Genomic DNA, 22324 nt, shown 5'->3' on the forward strand with positions numbered 1-22324 from the left:
CCGGTAGGCCCGAATTGGGGTCAGACCGGCGCCGGCAGGACCAGCTCCAGGGCATTCGCCTCGACGTAGTCCAGGGCATGCCGGACCGCGCCGGCCGTGACGATTCCGTCGCCCAGGGGCGAGACCGTCACCCGCGGGGGAGTCGCGGTGAAGCGGGGGAGCAGCGCCGTGATGCCTGGCAGGAGCGCCCCGGCGGACTCGGCGACAGCGCCGCCGATCACCACCTGTTCGGGGTTGATCAGGCTCGCGATCGAGGCGATGACGCGGGCCATGCGCTCCGAAATCCGGTCCAGGATTGCGAGGGCCGCTGCGTCGCCGGCCTCCGCATCCGCAAAGACCCGCGGGGCACTGGCAGGTCCGCCCGCGGACGGCCCGCCTTCGGCCGCGGACCACTGCCGCACCAGGGCCGCGATGCCGTCGCTGGAGCCGACGCCCTCCACCATGTCCAGGTAGCCCATCTCGCCGGCGGCGCCGCCGCGGCCGTGCAGGAGGCGCCCGGACTCCATCACCCCCGCGCCGAGGCGTTCGCCGGCTAGCAGCACCACGAGGTCGTCCACTCCCGTTCCGGAGCCGCGCCAGCGCTCACCGAGCGCGGCCAGGTTGGCATCGTTTTCCAGGAGCACGGTCCAGCCGTGCAGCTCCTTGAGCGCGGAGCGGAGCCCGACGTCGAACAGGCTCCAGAACCGCTGGGTCACGAGCACGTTGCCCTCGCGGTCCACGGGGGCGGCGATCCCGGCGCCGACGGCCAGGACCTTGCCCGGGTCCGTGCCCGCGGCGTCCAGGGCCTGGCGGCAGGCGAGATCGATGACGGCGATCCGCTCCTGCGCCGGGATGTCCGCCGCGCGGAAACTCTCGCTGGACCGGCCGATGACAGTGCCGCGGAGGTCGGCGACGGCGGCGGTGGTGGTCGCGGCGCCGATGTCCAGACCCAGCACGACGCCGGCCTCCCGGTTGAAGGCGAAGCGCCGGGCAGGGCGGCCCTTGCGCGGACTGGCGGTGTCCGCAACGGGCTGGTCCGGCTCCACGATCCAGCCCCGGCCGATCAGGTCCTCGCAGACGGCAATCACCGAGGCCCGGGTGAGCCCGGTCAGGGCCATCAGCTCGGTTCCGGTGGCGACGTCGGTGTCGCGGACATGGCGCAGCACGGCCTGGGCGTTGACGCGGCGCAGCAGCTGCGGCGTGGCGGCGGCTGCGTGCTGCATCACTTCTTGACCTCTTCTGTCCTGCGGACCCATAATTGTTCAGGCAATATATTTAGCTTGTATCTAAAATACCAGAAGCCCTCCCAGACCCGAAGGAATCTCCTTTGACCAACACCGCCACGCTGGCAACCCTGTCCGGTTCCGACCTCGCCGCCGACCCCAACTGGTGGCGCCAGGCATCGGTGTACCAGATCTACCCGCGGAGCTTTTCCGACTCCAACGCGGACGGCCTGGGCGACGTCAAGGGCATCACGGCCAAGGTCCCGTACCTGAAGGAACTTGGCATCGACGCCGTCTGGCTCTCCCCGTTCTACCCCTCGGCGCTGGCTGACGGCGGCTACGACGTCGACGACTACCGCGACGTGGACCCCAAGCTGGGCACCCTGGCTGACTTCGATGAGATGTCCGCCGCGCTGCACGCCGCCGGCATCAAGCTCATCGCCGACATCGTCCCCAACCACTCCTCGAACCGGCACGCCTGGTTCCAGGAGGCCCTGGCCGCCCCGCGCGGCTCCGCCGCCCGTGAGCGCTACATCTTCCGCGACGGCCTCGGCGATAACGGCGAGATCCCGCCGTCGGATTGGGAGTCCGTCTTCGGCGGCCCGGCCTGGGAGCGCATCACCGAGCCCGACGGCACGCCCGGCCAGTGGTACATGCACATCTTCGCGAAGGAGCAGCCGGACCTGAACTGGGCCAACCGGGAAATCCGCGACGACTTCCTCAAGACGCTCCGCTTCTGGTCCGACCGCGGCGTGGACGGCTTCCGCGTCGACGTCGCGCACGCGCTGACCAAGGACCTCACCGAGCCGCTGATCTCCAAGGTGGAGCTCAGCGCCGCCAACACGGGCACCGACGGATTCCCGGACGGCTCGCACCCGTTCTGGGACCGCGACGAAGTCCACGAGATCTACGCCGAATGGCGCGAGGTGTTCAACGAGTACAACCCGCCGCGCACCGCCGTCGCCGAAGCCTGGGTGCACGCCACCCGCCGCGCCCGCTACGCCAGCCCGGCGGGCCTGGGCCAGGCGTTCAACTTCGATCTCCTGCAGGCCGACTTCAACGCCGTCGAGTTCCGCGAAATCATCACCCGGAACCTCGCCGAGGCCACAGAATCCGGCGCCTCCTCCACCTGGGTCTTCTCCAACCACGACGTCGTCCGCCACGCCACCCGCTACGGCCTGCCCCAGGGCGGCGGCAAGCACGCCAGCGGCCAGGACGGCAAGGGCTGGCTGCTGGCCGGGGCGCCGGCCGAGGAGCTCGACGCCGAACTCGGCCTGCGCCGGGCCCGCGCCGCGACGCTCCTGATGCTGGCCCTGCCGGGATCCGCGTACCTGTACCAGGGCGAGGAACTGGGCCTGCAGGAGGTCACGGAAATCCCCGACGCCGAGCGCCAGGACCCCACCTTCTTCCGCAACAAGGGCGTGGAGATCGGCCGCGACGGCTGCCGCGTGCCGCTGCCGTGGGCCCCGGAGGGCACCTCCTTCGGCTTCGGCGCCGGCGGGGCACACCTGCCGCAGCCGGCATGGTTCAGCCGCTTCGCCGTGGCAGCCCAGGACGGCGTGGAGGGCTCCACCCTGGAGCTCTACCGCACGGCCCTGAAGCTGCGCCGCGAACTGCAGACCTCGGAGGAACTGCAGTGGCACGAGTCCGGCAGCGCCGAACTCCTGCACTTCAGCCGCCCCGGCGGCTGGCAGACCGTGACCAACTTCGGCGACACACCGGTTGACCTGCCMGCCGGCGAGGTGCTGGTCAGCAGTAGCCCGCTGGATGGCGGACTGCTGCCCGCCAACACCACCGTCTGGCTCCGGTGAGCCCCGCCTTGAAGGATCTGTCCGGCACGCCCGCCCCCGACGTGAACAACGGCGTGAGCCCCAACGGCGCCGGCCTGGCCCAGGAACTCGTCTACGGCTGCATGGGCCTGGGCGGCGGCTGGACGGCGGAGCCGTACTCGTCCGCGCATGTGGACGAGGCGGCCGCCGCCGTCGACGCGGCCCTCCAAGCCGGCATCACGCTCTTTGACCACGCGGACATCTACACCAACGGCAAAGCCGAGGCCGTCTTCGGCGAGGTCCTGGCCAGGACACCGGGGCTGCGGGAGAAAATCCGGCTGCAGACCAAGTGCGGCATCCGGCTCAACGAGCAGGGCCTGGAGGCGTACTACGATCTCAGCCGGGACAGCATCCTGGAGCGCGTCAACGAAAGCCTGGCCCGCCTCCGGACCGACTACGTGGACGTGCTCATGCTGCACCGCCCCGACCCCCTGATGGACCCGGCGGAGGTGGCGTCCGCCGTCGGGCAGCTCATGGCCGAGGGCAAGGTGCGCGCCGTAGGCGTGTCCAACATGTCCGGCCCGCAGATCGAGCTGCTGCAGGACCGGCTCGAGGCGCCCGTGGTGGCCAACCAGCTCGAAATGAGCCTGCTGAAGCGTGCCTGGCTCGAAAGCACGGTGCTGGTCAACCATGCCGAGGGCACGGACTACAGCTTCCCGCACGGCACCGTGGAGCATTGCATCCGGAACGGCATCCGGCTGCAGGCGTACGGGTCGCTGGCCCGCGGACTGTACACCGGGGCGCCGGCCGCCGCGCCGACACCGGCTGAGGAAGCCACCGCCGCCCTCGTCGCCGGCCTGGCCGCCGCGAAGGGGGCCACGGGGGAGGCGATCGTGCTCGGCTGGCTCATGAAGCACCCGGCCGGGATTGCGCCCGTGATCGGCACCGCCAACCCGGACAGGATCCTCGCCTGCGCCGGCGCCGCCGACGTCGCCGCGGCGATGACCCGCGCCGAATGGTACGGCCTCTGGATCGCGGCCAGGGGAAGCAACATCCCCTAGCCGTTTCCCCGCCGCCCCACCCAGCTGGCTGGCAGCTGAGGCCGTTTTGAGCGCTGAGAACGGCTTCTGCTGCCAGTTAGTTGGGTGCGGAGGTGATTTTGGTCGTAATGGTCACCCCTGAGGGCCGAATCGCTTAGCGGCAAGTGCCTCCGGGCGGCTAGCGTAGATGCATGACCTCTACAACCACCACCGCCGAATCACTTCGGCCCCAGCGCAAAATCCCGGCCGACATCGCCCGCTCCTGGCTGCTGGTCAACGCGATGAAGACCGACCTCTTCGACCAGTCCGCCGTCTCCCGGGCCGATGCGATCATCCTCGACATCGAGGACGCGGTGGACCCCTCCCAAAAGGACAAGGCCCGCGGCAACGTCGTGAACTGGCTGACCGCCGGCGGCAGCGCGTGGGTGCGCATCAACGATGCCACCAGCCCGTTCTGGGCCGACGACCTCGCCGGCCTGCGCGGCACCCCCGGACTGCTCGGCGTCATGCTCGCCAAGACCGAATCCGCCGACCAGGTCACGGAGAGCTTCCACCGGATGGACGGCAAGACCCCGGTGATCCCCCTGGTCGAGTCCGCCGTCGGCATCGAGGAAGCCAACAACATCGCCAAGGCACAGGGCGCCTTCCGCCTGGCCTTCGGCTCGGGCGACTTCCGGCGCGACACCGGCATGGCGGCCACCGCCGAAGCCATGGCCTACCCGCGCGCCAAGCTGGTGGTGGCCAGCCGCGTCGGCAACCTGCCCGGCCCCATCGACGGCCCCACGGTCGGCACGAACCACCCCATCCTGCGCGAACAGACCGGCATCACCGTGATGATGGGGATGACCGGCAAGCTCTGCCTGGCGATCGACCAGACGCCGGTCATCAACGAGGTCATCAGCCCCACGCCGTCCGACGTCGCCTGGGCCACGGACTTCATGGCCGACTTCGAGGCCAGCGGCCGCGTCATCCGGGACGGCTCGGACCTGCCGCGCCTGGGCCGCGCCGAGAAGATCATGAAGCTCGCGGTAGCCTTTGGGGTGCAGCCGGCCCTGTAGCCACACCCGTACCAGACCAGGAGACCCCGTGACCGATACCCGCTATCTGGTCCACGGGGTCTTTTGGGATGGCCCGGCGCCCGCGGCTGTGGCTATGCCGGGAGAGCCCGGCGGCGGCCTGCCGGTACTGCGCCTCCAGAACCTGCGCTTCCACGAATCTCGCCTCGAGGACCGGGCCCCCGAGGACACCGGCGGGACCTTCACCAACATGCCGCTCGACGCCGGAACCCGGCTCGGATTCCGGCTCGCTGCCGAGGGGAAGTCCTGCCTCGGGCACCACAGGGTCCACGGGCCCGCCGACCGAGACCACGTCCTGTGCCCGGCGCTGGCACCGGCCGTGAAGGGCAGCCAGTGCGAGCGGTGCTTCGTGCTGGACGATTCCCGGCTCATCCACGACTTCCACCGTGGCGGCCGGGTCCCGCCGGGCCTGCGCGCCTACCTCATGCAGCCGCACTGGCTCTATGTGGCCACGTTCGCGGGCGGAGCCAGCAAGGTCGGAACCGCGTCCCACCTGCGCAAATGGAACCGGCTCGCCGAGCAGGGCGCCGTCGTCGCCCGGTACGTCGCCCGGGCGGGGGACGGCCGCGTGGTCCGGATCCTTGAAGACATGCTCACCCGCGACGCCGGTCTGCCGCAGCAGGTCCGCGCGGCCGCCAAGGCGGCCGCGCTCGTGGCGCCGGCAGCCGCCGTCGAACTCGATGTCCTGAACGCACGGCTGGCCGAACACGCCCGGACCCTCCTGGCCGTCGCCGGCGGGGAGGGGTTCGAAATCGTGGACGAGCGGTGGGCCCGGCCGCAGCTCTCTGCCGGCGCCTGCGCACAGGCCACCCGGCATACCTACCCGCACGACCTCGGTACCGGAACGCACGGGTTCCGGATCGACTCGCTGAGCGGCAGCATTGCGCTCGCGGCACTGGACGGCAGCGACCTGGAATTCGTGGTGAACCTCGGACAGCTCAAGGCCAGGGTGATTGAACTCGGTGACCACGGCTCGGAGGTCCCGGCAGTGCAGGAAGCATTGTTCTGACGCTGGAAAAGCCCCGCGACGCGGAAAATACCGGACGCGCCCGTATTCCGGTAGCGCCAGGTAGTTAGCGTGTCGCGAGGAATTTAGCGGCTCGCAGCGTTGCCGGCGCGCCCCGGTAGACTGGCACGGTGCTGAATGAATTCTGGGCCACCGCTTCAACCACCTACAAGGTGCTCGTCTTCAGTGCCATGGGCCTGATCGCCCTCGGGATCGTCCTCAACGTGGTGGGCAACACCACCGGCAACCAGGCCCTGGCGATCGCGTCGCTGCCGGTGATCGGGCTCGGCCTGATCCTGCACATCGCCGGGGTTGTGGTCCGCGGCCAGACGATCCGGAAGAACCTCAAGCGCTAGCGGTCGCGTTCCGCAGCACATGGCTCCGGGCATGTTCCACGGCGTCCGGGAGGGACGTGAACAGGTGCTTGTGATGCCGCAATGAGCGGATAACCCCCACGTTGGTCACGAGCTCCAGATGCTGTGGCTGGACCCCTTTCAACAGGACCGTGACGCCGCGCAGCTCCAGCGCGGAGATCACCTCGACGAGCATATGGGCGCCCGTGGCGTCCAGCATCCGCAGCTGGGACAGCCGGATGATGGCCACCTGGACGTCCTTGACCTGGCTGATCTCCTGCAGGACCCGCTCCGCGGCGCCGAAGAACATGGCACCGTCCAGCCGGAAAATGGCGATGTGCTCGTCTCCCGGAACCGGCGCCCCGGGGATGTGCTCGCGCCGGACCCCGCTCAGGGACGCGAACGTCCGCAGCGTGAACACGGCAGCCGCGGCGAGTCCGATCTGGATGGCCACAATGAGGTCGAAGGCGACCGTGATGAGGGCCGTGATCATGAACACCGCGGCGTCCGCCCGGGTGGACCGGAGGATCGCCGTCACCGTGTGCCGCGAGACCATGCGGGTGGCCGTGACCATGAGGATGCCGGCCAGCGCCGCCAGGGGAATCCTGCCGACGAGTCCCGCCGCCAAGTAGATGATGGCCAGCAGCACGAGGGCGTGCACCACCGCGGAGAGTCGGGTCTTGGCCCCTGAACGGACGTTCACGGCGGTCCGGGCAATCGCGCCCGTGGCGGGCATGCCGCCGAAGAAGCCGGCAGCGATCGAGGCCAGTCCTTGGCCGGTGAGCTCCCGGTCCGGGCTGTAGGGGCCGGACGGACGGCCGTCGGGACCGACCATGCCGGCGGCCACCCGGGCCGAGAGCAGGGATTCGATGGCGGCGAGCGTCGCGATGGAGATGGCGGGCATCAGCAGGCCGCCCAGTGTAGCCGGATCCACAGAAGGCATGGCGGGTGCCGGCAGGGAGTGCGGAAGTGCGCCGATCCGGGGTATGTCCAGCGCCAGCAGCTCTGCCGCCACGGTAGTGAGCAACACGGCGATGAGGCTCGCGGGCAGGGACTTATTGAGCCTGGGCAGCACATACATCAGGGCCGCGACGGCCGCCACCACCGCGAGGGTCTGCAGCACGGTGGGCACGGTTGCCTGCGATGCGCTCTCGACGGCGGCCAGGAGTGTGTTGTGGCCCGGTATTCCCGCGGTACCGGTGGCCAGGGGAACCTGCTGGAGGAAGATGATGGCGGCAATGCCGAGCGTGAAACCCTCCACGACCGGCCAAGGGATGAACGCGACGGCCCGGCCCAGCCCGCTAGCTCCCAGAACCATGACGAGCAGCCCGGCCAGGACCGAGACCAGGGCTATGCTGGCGACGCCGTGGGCGGCGACCACGGGGGCCAGGACCACCACCATGGCGCCTGTCGGGCCGGAAACCTGGACGTTGGATCCGCCCATGACGGCGGCGRCCAATCCTGCCACCACCGCGGTGATGAGTCCGGCCTCCGCCCCGACACCGGAGCTCACCCCGAAGGCCAGCGCCAGGGGGAGCGCCACGATGCCGACCGTGATGCCGGCGAACAGGTCAGTCTTCCAGGCGGACCGCAAGAGCTCGTAATCGCGGCGGGACGGCACAAACCGGGCGAGGCGTGTCCGGAGCGTGTCAGGCGCCCCGGCCGGACTTGATGCTTGGGCCGCGCTCACGGCGCAGTGTTGTCGAGATGGCCAGTGTTGTCGAGGTGGCCGGCCGGCAGCTCCTGCGCTATCCGGAGCTGTTCGCTGGAACCGGCCAGGGTGTCCAGCAGGAAGGTCCGGGCGATCGCGAGAAGCTCTTTGATCTTGGGATGAGCCAGCCGGTAGGTCACCACATTCGCCGTCCGGACCGACGTCACCACGCCGTGCCGGCGCAGCGTCGCCAGATGCTGGGACAGATGCGAGGGCTCCAGCCCCGTCTCGGCGAGCAGGTAACTGACCGGGGCTTGCGTGTCCGGCGCGGCGGCCAGAAGCTCGAGGATCCGGATTCGGGCCGGGTGGGCCAGGGCCTTGAACAGGTTGGCCTTGATTTCGTACAGGGGGGTCTGCGCGGCGGAGATCATGGCAGGAGGACACTTTCTCGCATCCGCTCGCGGTGCGGCCCGGCGGGACAGCGCCGCTCTACGGATTAATGAATTGATGTTTTCATCATATCGCGCGAGTCAAGACCAGTCCCATCAAGACCGGCCCGGGCCCGGTGCCAGTTGTCACGAAGCCGGACGGCCCGGGGCGTGGCGATAGGCTGGAACCATGACTATCAATCCGGACCTGCAGGGGCGCAGCTACCCTGCCGCAGAGGTGTATGACGTCGGCCGCGAGAAGATCCGCGAGTTCGCGCGCGCGGTGAAGGCCACCCACCCCGCCCACTTCGATGTCGCCGCCGCCGAGTCGCTGGGCCACAGCGACCTCGTGGCGCCGCCGACCTTCGCCATCATCGTCGCCCAGCGCGCCGACGCGCAGCTGATCGAGGATCCGGATTCCGGCATCGACTTCTCCCGCGTGGTCCACGCCGACCAGCGGTTCACCCACCACCGCCCCATCGTCGCCGGCGACCGGCTGGTCGCCGAGCTGCACGTCGACGGCGTCCGCGCCATGGGCGGGGGAGCCATGATCACCACCCGCTCGGAAATCTTCGCGCTTGCCCGGGATGTCACCGGCGCTGCCGGTGATCCAGCCGGTGTCCGCGAACCCGTCGCCACCGCCACGTCGTCCATCCTGGTCCGCGGAGAGGGACAGTAGCCATGAGCACTGCATCTTTTGCTCCCAAGTTCGCGGATCTCGCGGTGGGCCAGGACATCGGCAGCCGCAGCATCACCGTCACCCGCACCGACCTCGTCAAGTACGCGGGCGCCTCCGGTGACTTCAACCCGATCCACTGGAACGAGGCGTTCGCCACCGGGGTCGGCCTGCCGGGTGTGATCGCCCACGGCATGTTCACCATGGGCGCCGCCGTCCAGCTGGTGACCGACTGGGCCGGTGACCCCTCCGCCGTCGTGGACTTCCAGACACGCTTCACCAAGCCGGTGCCGGTCGCTGACACCACGGGCACACCCGAGTCCGGGGCCGTGATCGAGGTCAGCGGCGCCATCGGAGCGCTCGACGCCGACGCCGGCACCGCCCGCGTGGACCTCACGGTCGTCTCGGCCGGCCAGAAGGTCCTCGTCAAGGCCCAGGCCGTCGTCAGGCTGGCCTAGCCCCATGGCGCTGCAGTGAGACGAACGGCCGCGAGGAGAACGGCTGTGAGCAGGGATGTCTTCGTCCCGGCCGCCGAGATCACGCACTGGCGGAACGCGGTGGTGGTGGCCTACGCCGCCAGCGGCATCGCGTTTTCCACGTGGGTGTCCCGGCTGCCCGCCATCCGCGACGGCCTGGACCTGACTCCGGGCACCATCGGGGTGCTCCTGCTCTGCCTGACGGCGGGGTCCTTCGTGTCCGTGTCCGCCTCGGGCCTGATTGTCCTGCGGCTCGGCTCCAAGCGCACCATCCGGATCGGCGCCATCATGGTCGGGTTCGGCCTGGTCCTGGCAGGCTTCGGCACCTCCGTGCTCGCCAACCCGGTGGCGGTCGCGGCGGGAATGGCGATCATCGGGCTGGGCACGGCCAGCTGGAACACTGCGTCCAATGTTGAGGGCGCCGCCGTGGAACGCGCCGTCCGGCGGCACATCATGCCCCGGCTGCACGGCTCCTTCAGCCTGGGAACGGTGGCAGGAGCCGGGCTGGGCGCCTGGGCTGCCGGCGCCGGAATCCCGGTCCTCTGGCACTTCGCCGCCGCCGGCCTGCTGGTAGCCGGCTCGGTGACCACCGCTGCGGCGTGGTTCCGCGCCGACATCACGCCGGTCGAGGGCGAACGGCCCTTCAAGGCATCCGGGACCGATACCTTCGAAGATCCCTCCACCGGGCCCATCCCCATCGTCCGGCAGACGGACGCGGTCCCCGAACAGCCGCTGGACAACAAACGCCAGATCGCCCAGGCCTGGCGCGACCGGCGCACACTGCTCCTGGGCGTGCTGGTCCTCGGACTCGCCCTCGCCGAAGGCGCCGCAGGGGACTGGGTAGCCCTGGCCCTGGCGGACGGCCACGGCCAAACCGACGCGGCCGGAGCCGCCGGGTACGGGCTGTTCGTCACCTTCATGACCATTGGCCGCTTCGCCGGCACCCTGGTCCTGGACCGTTACGGCCGCGTCCCGGTGATGCGCTGGTGCGCCGCACTGGCTGTTGTGGGCCTGGGCCTGTTCGTCTTCGCCCCGGTCCCGTGGCTGGCCTACGTTGCCCTGGCCATCTGGGGACTCGGCGCCTCGCTCGGCTTTCCGGTGGGCATGTCCGCCGCGGCCGACGATCCCGTCAAGGCCGCCGCCCGGGTCTCCGTGGTCTCCACGATCGGGTACGGAGCGTTCCTGTGCGGGCCGCCGCTGCTGGGCCTGCTGGCCGAGCACGTCGGCATCCTCCACTCGCTGCTGGCCGTCATGGTGATGCTGATCGCCAGCTTCCTGCTCTCCCCGGTGGCACGCAAACTCCCCCTGGCCGCCCCGGCGGGTTAGGGGAGTGCAGGCAGTCCCGGCTTAGCCGGGCCGATGATCCCGGCTAGGCTGGTCAGGTGACCCAGATTCAGCTCTCCGCCCTGACCACCTCCGCTGTCGGCGGCCCCGCCGGCAGCTACATCGAGGCCAACAGCGAGGCCGGGATCATCGACGCCGTGCGCACGGCGGACGCCGCCGGCCAGCCCCTGCTGATCATCGGCGGGGGCTCCAACCTGCTGGTCTCCGACGACGGGTTCCCCGGTACGGTGCTGAAGATCGCCTCGGAGGGGTTCACCGTCAACGCCGAGGACTCCTGCGGCGGCGTGGCGGTGGTGGTCCAGGCCGGCCACAACTGGGACGCCTTCGTCGATCACGCCGTGAAGCACGCCTGGTCCGGCGTCGAGGCGCTCTCCGGGATCCCCGGCGCCACGGGCGCCACTCCCGTGCAGAATGTCGGCGCCTACGGAGCCGACGTGTCGCAGACCATCGCCGCGGTGCGCACCTGGGACCGGGAACGCAATGCGGTGAAAACCTTCACGAATTCCGAACTCGGGTTCGGCTACCGCGACTCCATCCTGAAGCAGACCACCGTCAACGGCTCGCCGCGCTACGTGGTGCTCACGGTGGAATTCCAGCTCCCGCTCGGCCGGATGAGCGCCCCGATCCGCTACGCCGAGCTCGCCCGGTCGCTCGGCGTCGAGCAGGGCCGGCGGGCCTACTCCAACGACGTCCGGCGCGAAGTGCTCCGGCTGAGGGCGTCCAAGGGCATGGTCTGGGATGCGAAGGACCGTGACACCTACTCCACGGGATCGTTTTTCACGAACCCGATCGTGTCCCGGGACGTCGCCGCACGGCTGCCGCAGGAGGCCCCCCGCTACCCGGGTGGGGCGGATGGGCTGACCAAGCTCTCGGCGGCCTGGCTGATCGACCAGGCCGGGTTCGCCAAGGGCTTCGGGCTGGATCCGGGCAGCGTCTCGGGCGGCCGGGCATCGCTTTCCACCAAGCACACGCTCGCCATCACCAACCGGGGAGGGGCCAGCACCGCGGACATGCTGGCCGTTGCGCGCGAGGTGCGCCACGGCGTCGTCGAACGTTTCGGCATTGAACTGCACCCGGAACCGTTGCTGATCGGCGTGGCCCTCTGAGGGAGCACCCTCGGAAGGCCGGTTCTCCAGGAACAGCGGTCCGTCAGCGGGGCCTAGCTGCTGTGGCGGGGGGTCACCTTGCTGAAAAGCATGAAGGTGAAACCGGACGCGGCGGCCCCGAGCAGGAAGACCTGGCAGAACGCCACCGACTGGACGCTGGGACCGCTCTGCAGGACCAGTCCGGCGCACGCAAACGCTATGGCGCCGGCGAGCAACACCAGCGAGCCGAGCAGGAAAGCCTGTACGGTGGCCGGAAATTCGCCCGCGTAATCGAAGTGGAGGTCCCGGCCACGCGGGGCACCGCTTCCGCGGTTCACGTTCTCCTGCGTCAGTGTTTGAGACCGTGTTTGAGAATGTGCCTGGGACCGTGCGCGCGGCTGCAGCGCCGCGGCCATGACAAAGCTGGCCACAGACACTGCCATGCACAAACCGGCCACCAGCTGCAGGGTACTCATCACCGGCGAAAGCCGGGTCCCGCTGGCGATGGCGACGGCGAGACCGGCAGCCATGCCGGCGGCGCTGGAGGCCCAGCCCAGCAGGGCCAGCTTCCGGCACAGGGGCCGCAGCTGCGGCCACACCTCACTCATCGTCATGCTTCAAGGGTAGGCAGGCCCGCTGGAAGACGGCTGGGAACAGCCGGGCAACAGCCCGACAACTGACGCGCCGCCCGCCATGTGCCCTTTGCTGTGGGCGTCCTACCATGGGTCCATGGCAACAACGTCAGGCATCCGGCTGAGTCCCGGGATCATCGGCAGGCTGCGGCTGGCTTCGCAGGGGCTGCTGGGAGACGGGTTTGAGTCCGTCCCCGAAGCGGTCCGCACCATGACGGCGATGCAGGCCCAGGACCTGCCGGCCGCCCTCTGGGCTGTCGGCCAGCGCGTACCCGGCGCCCGGGTTGGCGATGTCCGCGCGGCGCTGGACCGGGCCGAGATCGTCCGCTCGTGGCCGATGCGCGGCACCCTGCACGTGCTGGTCCCGGAAGATTTGAAGTGGATGCTGTCGATTACCTCTGATCGGCTGATCCGTGGCATGGCCGGGCGCCACCGGGAGCTGGACATTGCAGCCCGGGACGTCGAAGCAAGCCGTGACGCGGCCTTGGAACTCGTCCAAGGTGGCCGGTCGGCGACGCGCCAGCAGCTTTTCGCGGCCTTCGAGGCCGCGGGGCAGTCGACGGCGGGCCAGCGCGGCATCCACCTGCTGGGGATGCTGTGCCAGCGGGCCTGGCTGGTCCAGGGACCGCTCGAGGGGAACCAGCAGCTCATCAAAGCGTTCGACGAATGGATTCCGAAATCGCGCGAACTGGACCGTGCCGAAGGCATCGCGGAACTGCTGCTGCGGTACATGCTCAGCCACGGCCCCGCCACGGAGCGGGACTTCGCCTGGTGGTCGAACACGCCGCTGACGGAGGTCCGCACGGCCCTGGCCCGGGTGAGGGACCAGCTGGTGGGGCTGGAGTTCGGGGGAGCCACCTACTGGCTGTCGCCGTCCACCGCGGCACTGCTCGAGGACGCGGTGCCCGGGCAGCGGACCGTGCTTGCCCTGCCGGGGTTCGACGAGTTCCTGCTCGGTTACACGGACCGGTCCCTCGTGCTGCCGCCCGAGCACGCCGAGAAGATCGTCCCGGGCGGCAACGGCATGTTCAAGAAGACCATCGTCTCCGGCGGCCAGGTGATTGGCACCTGGGCGCGGGCGGGCACCGGCCGGGCTGCCGCCGTCGTGCCTGAACCGTTTGACACGGTTAACGGTCTGCGGCCTGCCGCCCAAAAGTCCTTTGAGCTGCAGGCCGCGAAGTACCTAAAATTCTTAGGCGGCTGAGGATCCCGGTAATCCTAGAGATTGCCGGTGGCGATGCGGAGCATGCGCCGCAGCGGCTCGGCGGCGCCCCACAGCAGCTGGTCGCCCACCGTGAACGCGCTGATGTACTCCGGACCCATCTCCAGCTTGCGGATGCGGCCCACCGGAATGTCCAGGGTGCCGGACGCCGCCACGGGCGTGAGATCGGCCATCGAGGCTTCCTTGGTGTTCGGCACCACGCGGGCCCACTCGTTGTCCGTGGCGAGGAGCTTCTCGATCTCGGCCACCGAGAGGTCTTCGCGCAGCTTCAGCGTCAGGGCCTGGGAGTGCGAGCGCATGGCACCGATCCGGACACACAGGCCGTCCATGATGACCCGGTTCCCGGCCGAAGTGCCAAGGATCTTGTTGGTCTCCACCCCGGCCTTCCATTCCTCCTTGGACTGGCCGTTGCCGAGGTCCGCGTCGATCCAGGGGATCAGCGAACCGGCCAGCGGAACGCCGAACTGCGTGGCGTCGACTCCGGTGCGCTGGTGCGCCAGGACCTTCCGGTCGATCTCCAGGATCGCCGACGCCGGGTCGTCCAGTTCGCTGCTGACCTCGGCGTTGAGGCTGCCGAACTGGTTCAGCAGTTCGCGCATGTGGCGCGCGCCGCCGCCGGACGCCGCCTGGTAGGTCATGGAGGTGCCCCACTCGACGAGGTCGTTCTTGAACAGCCCGCCGAGTCCCATCAGCATGCAGGACACGGTGCAGTTGCCGCCGATGTAGTCCTTCACCCCGCCGGAGAGCCCGGCGTCGATGACGTCCCGGTTGATGGGGTCCAGCACGATGATGGAGTCATCATTCATGCGCAGCGTGGAGGCGGCATCGATCCAGAGGCCGTCCCAGCCGCGGCTGCGCAGTTCGCCGTGGACCTGCTTGGTGTAGTCGCCGCCCTGGGCGGTGACAATAATGGGCAGTTTCGCCAGGGTCTCGAGGTCAAACGCGTCCTCGAGCTTGCCGGCGGCGCCCGCGGCAGCACCGGCAACGGCAGGGGCGGCACCGCCCGCGTTCGAGGTGGAGAAGAAGACCGGGTTGATGTTGGCGAAGTCGCCCTCGTCCTGCATACGCTGCATCAGGACGGAACCGACCATGCCGCGCCAACCGACGAGGCCGACAGACGGGGTAGCTGCTGTAGTCATGGGCCCAGTTTAGACTTCACGGGCCGCCTGACGCAGTCGGTTACGTCACTTGCTAGTCGCCGCGGGGCTCTTCCAGCAGCGCGGACTTCCGCCGGCGCAGCGCGAAGACCGCCCCGAAGGTGAAGACCTGGGTCACCACCACCAGCACAATCGCGCCGATGATCTTGTTGCCGCCCAGGATCATGGTCAGTCCCACGATGGCCGAGAGCAGCGCGAGCAGGGGCAGGAGCATGTACCCCAGGACAAAGAGAGTCTCGGGCTTGCGCAGCATTACTTGGCCTCCGTCCGGCGCCACATGGTGAACCGGTACCGTGTTCCGCTGGCGGACGTGAGCCAGCCCGTGGCCGGCTCACTCGCGGCCAGCTTCCATTCGTAGGTCAGTTCGGGCGCGTAGGTGTCGCCGTCTGTCTCGGAATCGATGAACGTCACCACCGCGACGTCGGCGATGTCCAGGGTCTGCGCAAAGATTTCCCCGCCGCCGAGCACCCACACGGTCTCGTGGCCGGGAGCGAACTGGGACTCCAGCAGCGCGTCGTCGAGCGACTTCACTGCCAGCGCTCCCTCCGCCTCGGAGGTATCGCCCCAGCCTTCCTGCCTGGTGACCACAATGTTGGTGCGCTCCGGCAGCGGACGGTATTTGTCCGGGAAGGAGAGCCAGGTCTTGCGGCCCATGATCACCGGATGCCCGGTGGTCAGCCGGGTGAAGTGCTTCATGTCTTCGGGAAGGTGCCACGGCATGTCGCCGTCCTTGCCGATCACCCCGGCCGTGGTCTGCGCCCAGACCAGGCCAATGCCGGTGGTGCCGGCAGCGATTTTCTCGGTGAAGGCCATGGGATCCATGGCGTCGTCGTTGCTCATACGGCTATCGGGGCCTTAATCGTCGGGTGGTGCTGGTAACCGACCACTTCGAAGTCCTCAAGGGTGTAGTCGAAGATGGAGTCCGGCTTGCGGGTGATGTTCAGCTGGGGGTACTCGTAGGGTTCGCGGGCGAGCTGTTTGAGGACCTGGTCCATGTGGTTGTCATAGATGTGGACATCCCCGCCGGTCCAGACGAATTCGCCCGGTTCCAGCCCGGTCTGCTGCGCGATCATGCGCGTCAGCAGGGCGTAGGAGGCGATGTTGAACGGCACGCCCAGGAAGGTGTCGGCCGAGCGCTGGTACAGCTGGCAGGAGAGTTTGCCGTCCGCCACGTAGAACTGGAAGAACGCGTGGCACGGGGGCAGCGCCATATCCTTGAGCTCGGAGACGTTCCAGGCCGAGACGATGTGCCGCCGCGAGTCCGGGTTGGACTTCAGGTTCTCGATGAGTTCGGCGATCTGGTCGATGTGGCCGCCGTCGGGCGTGGGCCAGGAACGCCACTGCACCCCGTACACGGGACCGAGTTCGCCGTCGGCGTCGGCCCATTCGTCCCAGATCGTCACGCCTTGGTCCTGCATCCATTTGACGTTCGTGTCGCCCCGCAGGAACCACAGCAGCTCCACGGCCACGGACTTGAAGTGCACCCGCTTGGTGGTGATCAGTGGGAAGCTTTTGCTCAGGTCGAAACGGAGCTGGCGGCCGAAAACGCTGATGGTGCCGGTGCCGGTGCGGTCCGATTTGTGCGTGCCGTGCTCAAGGACGTCGCGCAGGAGGTCTTCATAGGGCGTAGGAATGCTCACGGTTCCAGTCTACTGAGTAGTCGCTGGCTCTCCCTTATCCGTCTTGCTGGCTGAGCTGAGCGCGCAGGACCGCCAGCAGGGCAGCGTCGTCCAGTCCTGCTGCGCGGCCGTCAGCAATGTAGCGGTCGACGGCGGCGATCACCTCCGCGGGAGCCGCCGGTGCGGCTGCTTGCCCCGCCGGGGGTCCCGGGACCGCCGCGGCTGCGGGGACCGGCCGGGCAGTCGTCCCCGCGACCACTGTGCCGTTGCGCCGCCGGGTCTCGACCAGTCCCGCTAGTTCGAGCTCCTTGTAGGCCCGGGCAACGGTCCCGGCCGCCAAACCCAAGTCCGAGGCCAGGCTGCGGACGGTCGGCAGCCTGGTTCCCGGTGCCAGCGTCCCGGCCGTGATCAGGGAAGCGATCTGCGCCCGGATCTGCTCGAAGGGCGGAACGGGGGAGCGCAGGTCGACGGAGAGCCCCGCCGTCACGTGGCGGGTTCCTTGTCCGGCCGCGGAGCTGGCGTGGGCCGGTCCCGGGCCAGCATGCGGACGGGGATCACGGCGATGACCACCGCAACGCCGCCCAGGACGGAGCCGGCCAGGGTCGCCGGCCACCAGAATCCGGCGGCCGGCGGGACGCCAGCACCGAAGGCGTCCGGCCCCAGCACCGCCGCCCACACCTGGCTTTGGGTGAGCAGCAGGACCGCGGCCTGGGCGGTGAGGGCGGCCGCGAGGGTCCGCACCACCCGGTGGACAGTGATGGCGCGCAGGGCCGTGTCTACCCCCGCGGGAAGGCCGGGCACCCCCTGCCGGCGCCGGGCAACAAGGAGTGCAGGCACCGAAGCGGCCGCTGTGCCGGTCATGAGCAGGGCGGCCGGAACCCAGTCCCGCTCCTCGGCCGGGAGTGCGGGCCCCGCGGCGGTGACACCTAGGACGGCCAGGAAGACCAGCAGGGCCAGGGCAGCCGTGGTCAGCAGGGCGGGGCTCGCCGCTTGCCGGGGCCAGCGGCGCGGCGCTTCCGGACTTCCGTAGTTGCGCTGCAGGAGCAGCTCACCGCCGGTGATGGCCAACAGCACCGCGGTGGCCATCAGGGCCACGATTACCGCGAGGCCCAGGCTGGCGGGCGCCATGACCACAGGGGTGAGGAAGACGCCGGCCACGAGCGGCAGGGCAGCCGCGAGGCCAAGGAGTGCTCCGAGCGAGGCGATCAGCCGTACCGCCGGGTGCCGGGGGCCGGCGGCGAGCCCGGCTTCGGGCCTGTTCCGCACGCCCAGGCCGGCAGCCGCGAGCCGAGGGGGCCGCCACCACCACATGACCAGGAGGACCGCGGTTGCCGCGATGCCGGCGTAGTTCGTCCACGACGTCGGCCCCTGGGACGGATCGGGACGGGCGGCGAAGTTCCCCGCGATGACGGCAAGCCCGGCAGCCACTGTGGACACCGTGCGCAGCAGCCGGTTCATCGCGATGCTCCGCAGCACGGCGTTGTCGGCGGCGTCGAGGGACTCCAGCTGGCGGCGGCGGGCAATCAGCCACAAGACCAGCCACGTGCCGACGGCCAGCACCAGCAGGGCGCCCCCGAGCCAGGCGGCCTCTTCCGGTCCGGGGATGCGGCCCTCACCGCCGCCGCTGTTGTAGCTGTAATCACCGTGGTTGATGGTCGAGGGGGCGACGGCCGCGAATCCGGGCAGCGTGGCGGCCCGGGCGATGGCCGCCGCGGCCGAGACGAAGATCGCAGCCGTGGTCACTGCCAGCCGGCGGGGAAGGAAATCCCGGATCCGCCGCACCGACAGCACGGCCTGGCGCCGCATTCGCCGCGGACCCGGGTAACTGACCTGGCCGAGGGCGTGCACGGCCAGGCAGCCCAGGACCGGCCATCCCAGTGCGGGGATAATCGCCTCGGCGCTCACGACGGCGCTCACCCCAGCACTGCTGGCCGACGGGTTGGCCGGGATGATGCCCAGGGTCATGGCGCCCTGGAGGGAGCTCGCCAGCCAGCCGATCACGCCTACCCACAGCCCGTGCTCGGACACACTCTGTGCCGTCGTTCCCGTCCCCGGGGCCCAGATCACCCACCGCAGCACGGCATAGACCAGCAGCGCCGCGATCGCGGGACCCAGCAGCAGCATGGGCGGAACGTAGAACTGGACCGGCATGAAATCCCCCAAGATTCAGCAGCTTTGTATCAAGCTTTTGATACAAACTAGTGGCTTGGGACTTCGGGGGTCAAGGTGTCAGTCGTCGAAGGGCTTGAACCGCTCCACGGCAACCACCTTGTTCTTGGTGCCGCGCGCCACATGGCAGATCACGATCTCGCCAGGCGCCAGATAGGGGTCCGAGGACGGCAGCAGATCCCGCAGGCGGGAGCTCATGTGCTTGCCCAGCTGCTTCAGYACGGTGGGCAGTGCCGGGCGGTGCGTGCACACGGCCACGGCCCGCTGCTTGTCGAACAAAGCCTCGACGACGGCGGCCGTCTTGTGCGGGCTGCGGCCGTGCCGGTGCTCGGTCAGGGCCTCGTTGAGCTTCACCTTAGCGTCGGCCGCCTTGGCGTACGGTGCGATGGTGGCCACGCACCGCAGCCACGGGCTTGAAACGATCCGCGCGGGCTTCCACGCCTGCAGGAGCCGCCCTACCGCCTGGGCCTGGCGGGCTCCGGTGGCCGCGAGTGGCCGGTCACCTTCGGCCTTCGTCCACGAGGAGCGCGGTTTGGCCTTCGCATGGCGCACGATCAGCAGCGGCCATGTTGCCAGTTCGCCGCGGTCGTGGGCGTTCACCAGGTGCTGCAGCGGTTCGATGTCGCCGGGGTTGCTCAGGAGGCGGGCGGCCTTCTCTGGCGGGCACCACATGACGCTGTCGACTTCCGTGCCGTCCGGCACCAAGGCGGCGCCATCGACGTCGACCGCCCAGTAGTGGACCACCTTCAAACCAGCCGGCACGTGGTAATGGATGGGCGGAAGCGGGATCCCCAAGGGAGCGGTGAGGCCGATCTCCTCCTCCACCTCGCGCACGGCGCACTCCGGGATGGTCTCGCCGGCGTCGATTTTTCCCTTCGGCCAGGACCAGTCGTCATACCGCGGGCGGTGGATCAGCAGGACCTCGAGCTGGTCCTTGTTGGCCGAATTGAGCCGCCAAGGGATGGCGCCCGCTGCCGTAACGGCAATCTCTTCGTCCGGACGGTCGGTCTGATCCTCTACCAGTGCATCGCTGCTCACACTCACGGTCCCTACCGCAGGGTGGTCGAGCGCTGACGCGAACGGGAGGCGAGCAGCCAGGACTGGACGTCCTGGAGGTTCCCGCCATCTTCTGCCAGGTGATGGCGGGTCCATTCGCCCTGCCTGTCCAGGTGCCAGCTGGCGGTTTCCGGAACCATGTAGCGGTCCAGCAAGTCCAGGACATAGCTAGTGTCATTGCCACTCGCCAGCTGCACCAGGGCCTCTACCCGGCGGTCGAGGTTGCGGTGCATCATGTCGGCCGAGCCGATGTACACCACCGGGTCGCCGGCGTTGGCGAAGGCGAAGACGCGCGAGTGCTCAAGGAAGCGGCCCAGCACGGAGCGGACCGTGATGTTCTCGCTGAGGCCGGGAACTCCGGGGCGCAGGGAGCAGATGCCGCGGACAATGACGTCCACCCGCACTCCGGCCTGGGACGCACGGTACAGGGAATCGATGATGGCCTCGTCCACCATGGAATTGACCTTGATCTGGACGCGGGCGGCGATGCCGGCCTTGGCGTTCCGGATCTCGGTTTCGATCCTGTCGATCAGCCCGGACCGGACCGATCGCGGCGCCACGAGCAGCCTCTTGAACGTGGACTTCGGCGCGTAGCCGGAGAGCTGGTTGAACAGCTTGGAGAGGTCTTCGCCCACTTGCTCGTTGGCGGTCAGCAGGCCCAGGTCCTCGTAGTAGCGGGCCGTGCGGGGGTGGTAGTTGCCGGTGCCGATGTGGCAGTAGCGGCGCAGGCCGTCCACTTCCTGGCGGACCACGAGGGAGAGCTTGCAGTGGGTCTTCAGGCCCACGATGCCGTACACCACGTGGACGCCGGCCTGTTCCAGTTTCCGGGCCCAGGAGATGTTGGCCTGCTCGTCGAAGCGGGCCTTGATCTCCACGAGGGCCAGGACCTGCTTGCCGGCCTCGGCGGCGTCGATCAGTGCATCGACAATCGGGGAGTCCCCGGACGTGCGGTAGAGGGTCTGCTTGATGGCCTGGACCTTCGGGTCCGCGGCCGCCTGTTCCAGGAACGCCTGGACGGAGGTGGAGAAGGAGTCATACGGGTGGTGCAGGAGGATGTCCCGGCGCCGCATGGCGGCAAAGACGTTGGCCGCCTTGGAGGTTTCCGATTCGTTGAGGTACCGGGAGGTGTGCGGGACGTGCTTCGGGTAGTGCAGGTCTGCCCGGTCGATCCCGGCAATCACCGACAGGCCGCGCAGGTCCAGCGGAGCCGGAACGGAGTAAACCTCGGATTCCTCGACGCCGAGCTCGCGGATCAGCAGGGCGCGGATGTTCGGGTTGATGTCATTGGTGACCTCAAGCCGGACGGGCGGGCCGAACCGACGGCGCAGGAGTTCCTTCTCCAGTGCCTGCAGGAGGTTCTCGGCGTCGTCCTCTTCGACCTCGACGTCCTCGTTGCGGGTCACGCGGAAAATGTGGTGCTCCAGGACCTCCATGCCGGCGAACAGCTGGTCCAGGTGCACGGCGATCACTTCTTCGAGCGCGATGAACCGTGCCACCCGCCCGGCGACGGAGCCGGCGCGGGCGCCGTCGATGGAGATCAGGCGCGGCAGCTGGTCCGGGACCTTGACACGGGCGAAGAGCTCCTTGTCGCTGACCGGGTTGCGGACCACCACGGCCAGGTTCAGGGACAGCCCCGAAATGTAGGGGAACGGGTGGGCCGGGTCCACCGCCAGCGGGGTCAGGATCGGGAAGACCTTCTCCGCGAACATGGCGCTGAGCTGGTCCTTGGCCTGCGAGTCCAGCTCCTCCCAGTGCATGAGGTGGATGTGCTCGTAGGCCAGCGCCGGGCGGATCTGCTCGGCGTAGACCCGGGCGTGGCGCTGCTGGAGCCGGTGGGCCTCCTCGCCGATCTGCTCCAAAACCTGCATGGGGCTCAGCCCGGCGGGGGAGGGCACCGCGAGGCCGGTGGCGATGCGCCGCTTCAGCCCGGCCACCCGGACCATGAAGAACTCATCCAGGTTGGAAGCGAAGATGGACAGGAAGCTGACGCGCTCCAACAGGTACAGGTTGGGGTCCTCGGCCAGTTCCAGGACCCGGGCGTTGAAGGAAAGCCAGCTGAGCTCCCGGTCCAGGAACCGGTCGGGGCTGATGTCGCCTTCCGGTTCCAGGTTCGGCGCGAACTCCGGAATGTCGATCCGGTCCTGGGTGGCGCGTGAGGCCGGCACCTCGGAGGAGCCAAAGCGGGCTCGTACCGGACGCGCCCCCTTTTCCGACGTAGCTGGTTCAGACGTGGATGTCCGGGCAGTATCCCGTGGCATGGTGTCTCCTCAATGCTGGCGCGATGTAGGTTCAACCTTACAAGCAATCGTGGCCAGATGACCCCAGATTGCGGCCCGGGCGGGACGGTCATCCGCCGACTTGAC

General features: G+C 69.1%; 22 protein-coding genes. 10 read left to right on the forward strand and 12 right to left on the reverse strand.

The features are described 5' to 3' along the window. Positions 1-20 precede the first annotated feature (20 nt). Entirely contained in the window at positions 21-1202 is a 1182-nt protein-coding gene (locus AB4089_RS02740) for an ROK family protein (RefSeq protein WP_441407935.1), read from the reverse strand. A gap of 104 nt (positions 1203-1306) precedes the next feature. Between AB4089_RS02740 and AB4089_RS02745 the strand changes: the two genes are divergently transcribed. The 5 genes from AB4089_RS02745 (at position 1307) to AB4089_RS02765 (ending at position 6449) form a co-directional block, all read left to right on the forward strand. Next, a complete protein-coding gene (locus tag AB4089_RS02745) occupies positions 1307-3013 on the forward strand; it encodes a glycoside hydrolase family 13 protein (protein ID WP_441407793.1) in 1707 nt (568 codons plus the stop codon). A 74-nt stretch (positions 3014-3087) separates the two neighbouring features. Then, positions 3088-4032: an aldo/keto reductase gene (locus AB4089_RS02750; RefSeq protein WP_441407936.1), complete on the forward strand. Its 945-nt coding sequence runs from the start codon at positions 3088-3090 to the stop codon at positions 4030-4032. 170 nt (positions 4033-4202) lie between these two features. Further along, entirely contained in the window at positions 4203-5069 is an 867-nt protein-coding gene (locus AB4089_RS02755) for an HpcH/HpaI aldolase/citrate lyase family protein (protein ID WP_441407794.1), read from the forward strand. Between the two features lie 28 nt (positions 5070-5097). Further along, positions 5098-6096, forward strand: coding sequence for a DUF2797 domain-containing protein (locus AB4089_RS02760; RefSeq protein ID WP_441407795.1), 999 nt, complete (start codon positions 5098-5100; stop codon positions 6094-6096). 128 nt (positions 6097-6224) lie between these two features. After that, the gene (locus tag AB4089_RS02765; protein WP_441407796.1) at positions 6225-6449 is read left to right on the forward strand and encodes a DUF3188 domain-containing protein; all 225 of its coding nucleotides are present in this window, start codon (positions 6225-6227) and stop codon (positions 6447-6449) included. On the opposite strand, the gene AB4089_RS02770 is transcribed toward AB4089_RS02765, so the two are convergent. Then, on the reverse strand, positions 6439-8136 hold the full coding sequence (locus AB4089_RS02770; protein ID WP_441407797.1) for a SulP family inorganic anion transporter: 1698 nt from the start codon (positions 8134-8136) through the stop codon (positions 6439-6441). The two genes, AB4089_RS02765 and AB4089_RS02770, sit on opposite strands and share 11 nt — an antisense overlap. Continuing rightward, positions 8133-8528, reverse strand: coding sequence for an ArsR/SmtB family transcription factor (locus tag AB4089_RS02775; protein ID WP_441407798.1), 396 nt, complete (start codon positions 8526-8528; stop codon positions 8133-8135). Before AB4089_RS02775 ends, AB4089_RS02770 begins: the two co-directional genes overlap by 4 nt. A gap of 187 nt (positions 8529-8715) precedes the next feature. Between AB4089_RS02775 and AB4089_RS02780 the strand changes: the two genes are divergently transcribed. Genes AB4089_RS02780 through AB4089_RS02795 form a run of 4 tightly spaced genes read left to right on the forward strand, consistent with a single transcriptional unit; the run spans position 8716 to position 12127 of the window. Further along, positions 8716-9204: an FAS1-like dehydratase domain-containing protein gene (locus AB4089_RS02780; RefSeq protein ID WP_441407799.1), complete on the forward strand. Its 489-nt coding sequence runs from the start codon at positions 8716-8718 to the stop codon at positions 9202-9204. Positions 9205-9206: 2 nt separating this feature from the next. Continuing rightward, positions 9207-9659, forward strand: coding sequence for a MaoC family dehydratase (locus AB4089_RS02785; RefSeq protein ID WP_441407800.1), 453 nt, complete (start codon positions 9207-9209; stop codon positions 9657-9659). Between the two features lie 45 nt (positions 9660-9704). Next, positions 9705-11003: an MFS transporter gene (locus tag AB4089_RS02790; protein WP_441407801.1), complete on the forward strand. Its 1299-nt coding sequence runs from the start codon at positions 9705-9707 to the stop codon at positions 11001-11003. Positions 11004-11059: 56 nt separating this feature from the next. Then, positions 11060-12127, forward strand: coding sequence for a UDP-N-acetylmuramate dehydrogenase (locus AB4089_RS02795; protein WP_441407802.1), 1068 nt, complete (start codon positions 11060-11062; stop codon positions 12125-12127). 53 nt (positions 12128-12180) lie between these two features. Here AB4089_RS02795 and AB4089_RS02800 read toward each other — a convergent pair whose 3' ends face one another. After that, positions 12181-12720 carry a hypothetical protein gene (locus tag AB4089_RS02800; protein ID WP_441407803.1) on the reverse strand — a complete coding sequence of 180 codons (540 nt, stop codon included), beginning with the start codon at positions 12718-12720 and terminating at the stop codon, positions 12181-12183. Between the two features lie 115 nt (positions 12721-12835). On the opposite strand from AB4089_RS02800, the gene AB4089_RS02805 reads away from it, so the two are divergent. Continuing rightward, positions 12836-13942, forward strand: coding sequence for a winged helix DNA-binding domain-containing protein (locus AB4089_RS02805; RefSeq protein WP_441407804.1), 1107 nt, complete (start codon positions 12836-12838; stop codon positions 13940-13942). 14 nt (positions 13943-13956) lie between these two features. Here AB4089_RS02805 and asd read toward each other — a convergent pair whose 3' ends face one another. From asd to AB4089_RS02845, 8 genes are all read right to left on the reverse strand, one after another. Beyond that, positions 13957-15099 (reverse strand): aspartate-semialdehyde dehydrogenase, encoded by a 1143-nt coding sequence (gene asd, locus AB4089_RS02810; protein WP_441407805.1) that lies wholly within the window; start codon positions 15097-15099, stop codon positions 13957-13959. 52 nt (positions 15100-15151) lie between these two features. Then, entirely contained in the window at positions 15152-15370 is a 219-nt protein-coding gene (locus AB4089_RS02815; protein ID WP_390203629.1) for an NF038396 family protein, read from the reverse strand. Further along, positions 15370-15957: a dihydrofolate reductase gene (locus AB4089_RS02820; RefSeq protein WP_441407806.1), complete on the reverse strand. Its 588-nt coding sequence runs from the start codon at positions 15955-15957 to the stop codon at positions 15370-15372. Before AB4089_RS02820 ends, AB4089_RS02815 begins: the two co-directional genes overlap by 1 nt. Further along, complete coding sequence (locus AB4089_RS02825; protein ID WP_441407807.1) at positions 15954-16757, reverse strand: thymidylate synthase; 804 nt, start codon at positions 16755-16757, stop codon at positions 15954-15956. The genes AB4089_RS02820 and AB4089_RS02825 overlap by 4 nt, the downstream gene beginning before the upstream one ends. Positions 16758-16791: 34 nt before the next feature. Further along, a complete protein-coding gene (locus AB4089_RS02830) occupies positions 16792-17223 on the reverse strand; it encodes a GntR family transcriptional regulator (RefSeq protein WP_441407808.1) in 432 nt (143 codons plus the stop codon). Continuing rightward, complete coding sequence (locus AB4089_RS02835) at positions 17220-18887, reverse strand: hypothetical protein (RefSeq protein ID WP_441407809.1); 1668 nt, start codon at positions 18885-18887, stop codon at positions 17220-17222. Before AB4089_RS02835 ends, AB4089_RS02830 begins: the two co-directional genes overlap by 4 nt. 78 nt (positions 18888-18965) lie before the next feature. Then, positions 18966-19943, reverse strand: coding sequence for an NUDIX hydrolase (locus AB4089_RS02840; RefSeq protein WP_441407810.1), 978 nt, complete (start codon positions 19941-19943; stop codon positions 18966-18968). Between the two features lie 11 nt (positions 19944-19954). After that, positions 19955-22219 (reverse strand): RNA degradosome polyphosphate kinase, encoded by a 2265-nt coding sequence (locus tag AB4089_RS02845; protein ID WP_441407811.1) that lies wholly within the window; start codon positions 22217-22219, stop codon positions 19955-19957. Positions 22220-22324 lie beyond the last annotated feature (105 nt).

The sequence above is a fragment of the Arthrobacter sp. 2MCAF15 genome (genome assembly GCF_052115605.1).
Taxonomy (GTDB): Bacteria; Actinomycetota; Actinomycetes; order Actinomycetales; family Micrococcaceae; genus Arthrobacter.

What these genes read in the sequence shown, in the direction of transcription:
- AB4089_RS02780 (WP_441407799.1), top strand. Translation starts at nt 8,716, where the DNA reads ATGACTATCAATCCGGACCTGCAGGGGCGCAGCTACCCTGCCGCAGAG.
- AB4089_RS02820 (WP_441407806.1), bottom strand. Translation starts at nt 15,957, where the DNA reads ATGAGCAACGACGACGCCATGGATCCCATGGCCTTCACCGAGAAAATC.
- AB4089_RS02845 (WP_441407811.1), bottom strand. Translation starts at nt 22,219, where the DNA reads ATGCCACGGGATACTGCCCGGACATCCACGTCTGAACCAGCTACGTCG.
- AB4089_RS02835 (WP_441407809.1), bottom strand. Translation starts at nt 18,887, where the DNA reads ATGCCGGTCCAGTTCTACGTTCCGCCCATGCTGCTGCTGGGTCCCGCG.
- asd (WP_441407805.1), bottom strand. Translation starts at nt 15,099, where the DNA reads ATGACTACAGCAGCTACCCCGTCTGTCGGCCTCGTCGGTTGGCGCGGC.
- AB4089_RS02815 (WP_390203629.1), bottom strand. Translation starts at nt 15,370, where the DNA reads ATGCTGCGCAAGCCCGAGACTCTCTTTGTCCTGGGGTACATGCTCCTG.
- AB4089_RS02800 (WP_441407803.1), bottom strand. Translation starts at nt 12,720, where the DNA reads ATGACGATGAGTGAGGTGTGGCCGCAGCTGCGGCCCCTGTGCCGGAAG.
- AB4089_RS02805 (WP_441407804.1), top strand. Translation starts at nt 12,836, where the DNA reads ATGGCAACAACGTCAGGCATCCGGCTGAGTCCCGGGATCATCGGCAGG.
- AB4089_RS02775 (WP_441407798.1), bottom strand. Translation starts at nt 8,528, where the DNA reads ATGATCTCCGCCGCGCAGACCCCCCTGTACGAAATCAAGGCCAACCTG.
- AB4089_RS02785 (WP_441407800.1), top strand. Translation starts at nt 9,207, where the DNA reads ATGAGCACTGCATCTTTTGCTCCCAAGTTCGCGGATCTCGCGGTGGGC.
- AB4089_RS02755 (WP_441407794.1), top strand. Translation starts at nt 4,203, where the DNA reads ATGACCTCTACAACCACCACCGCCGAATCACTTCGGCCCCAGCGCAAA.
- AB4089_RS02740 (WP_441407935.1), bottom strand. Translation starts at nt 1,202, where the DNA reads ATGCAGCACGCAGCCGCCGCCACGCCGCAGCTGCTGCGCCGCGTCAAC.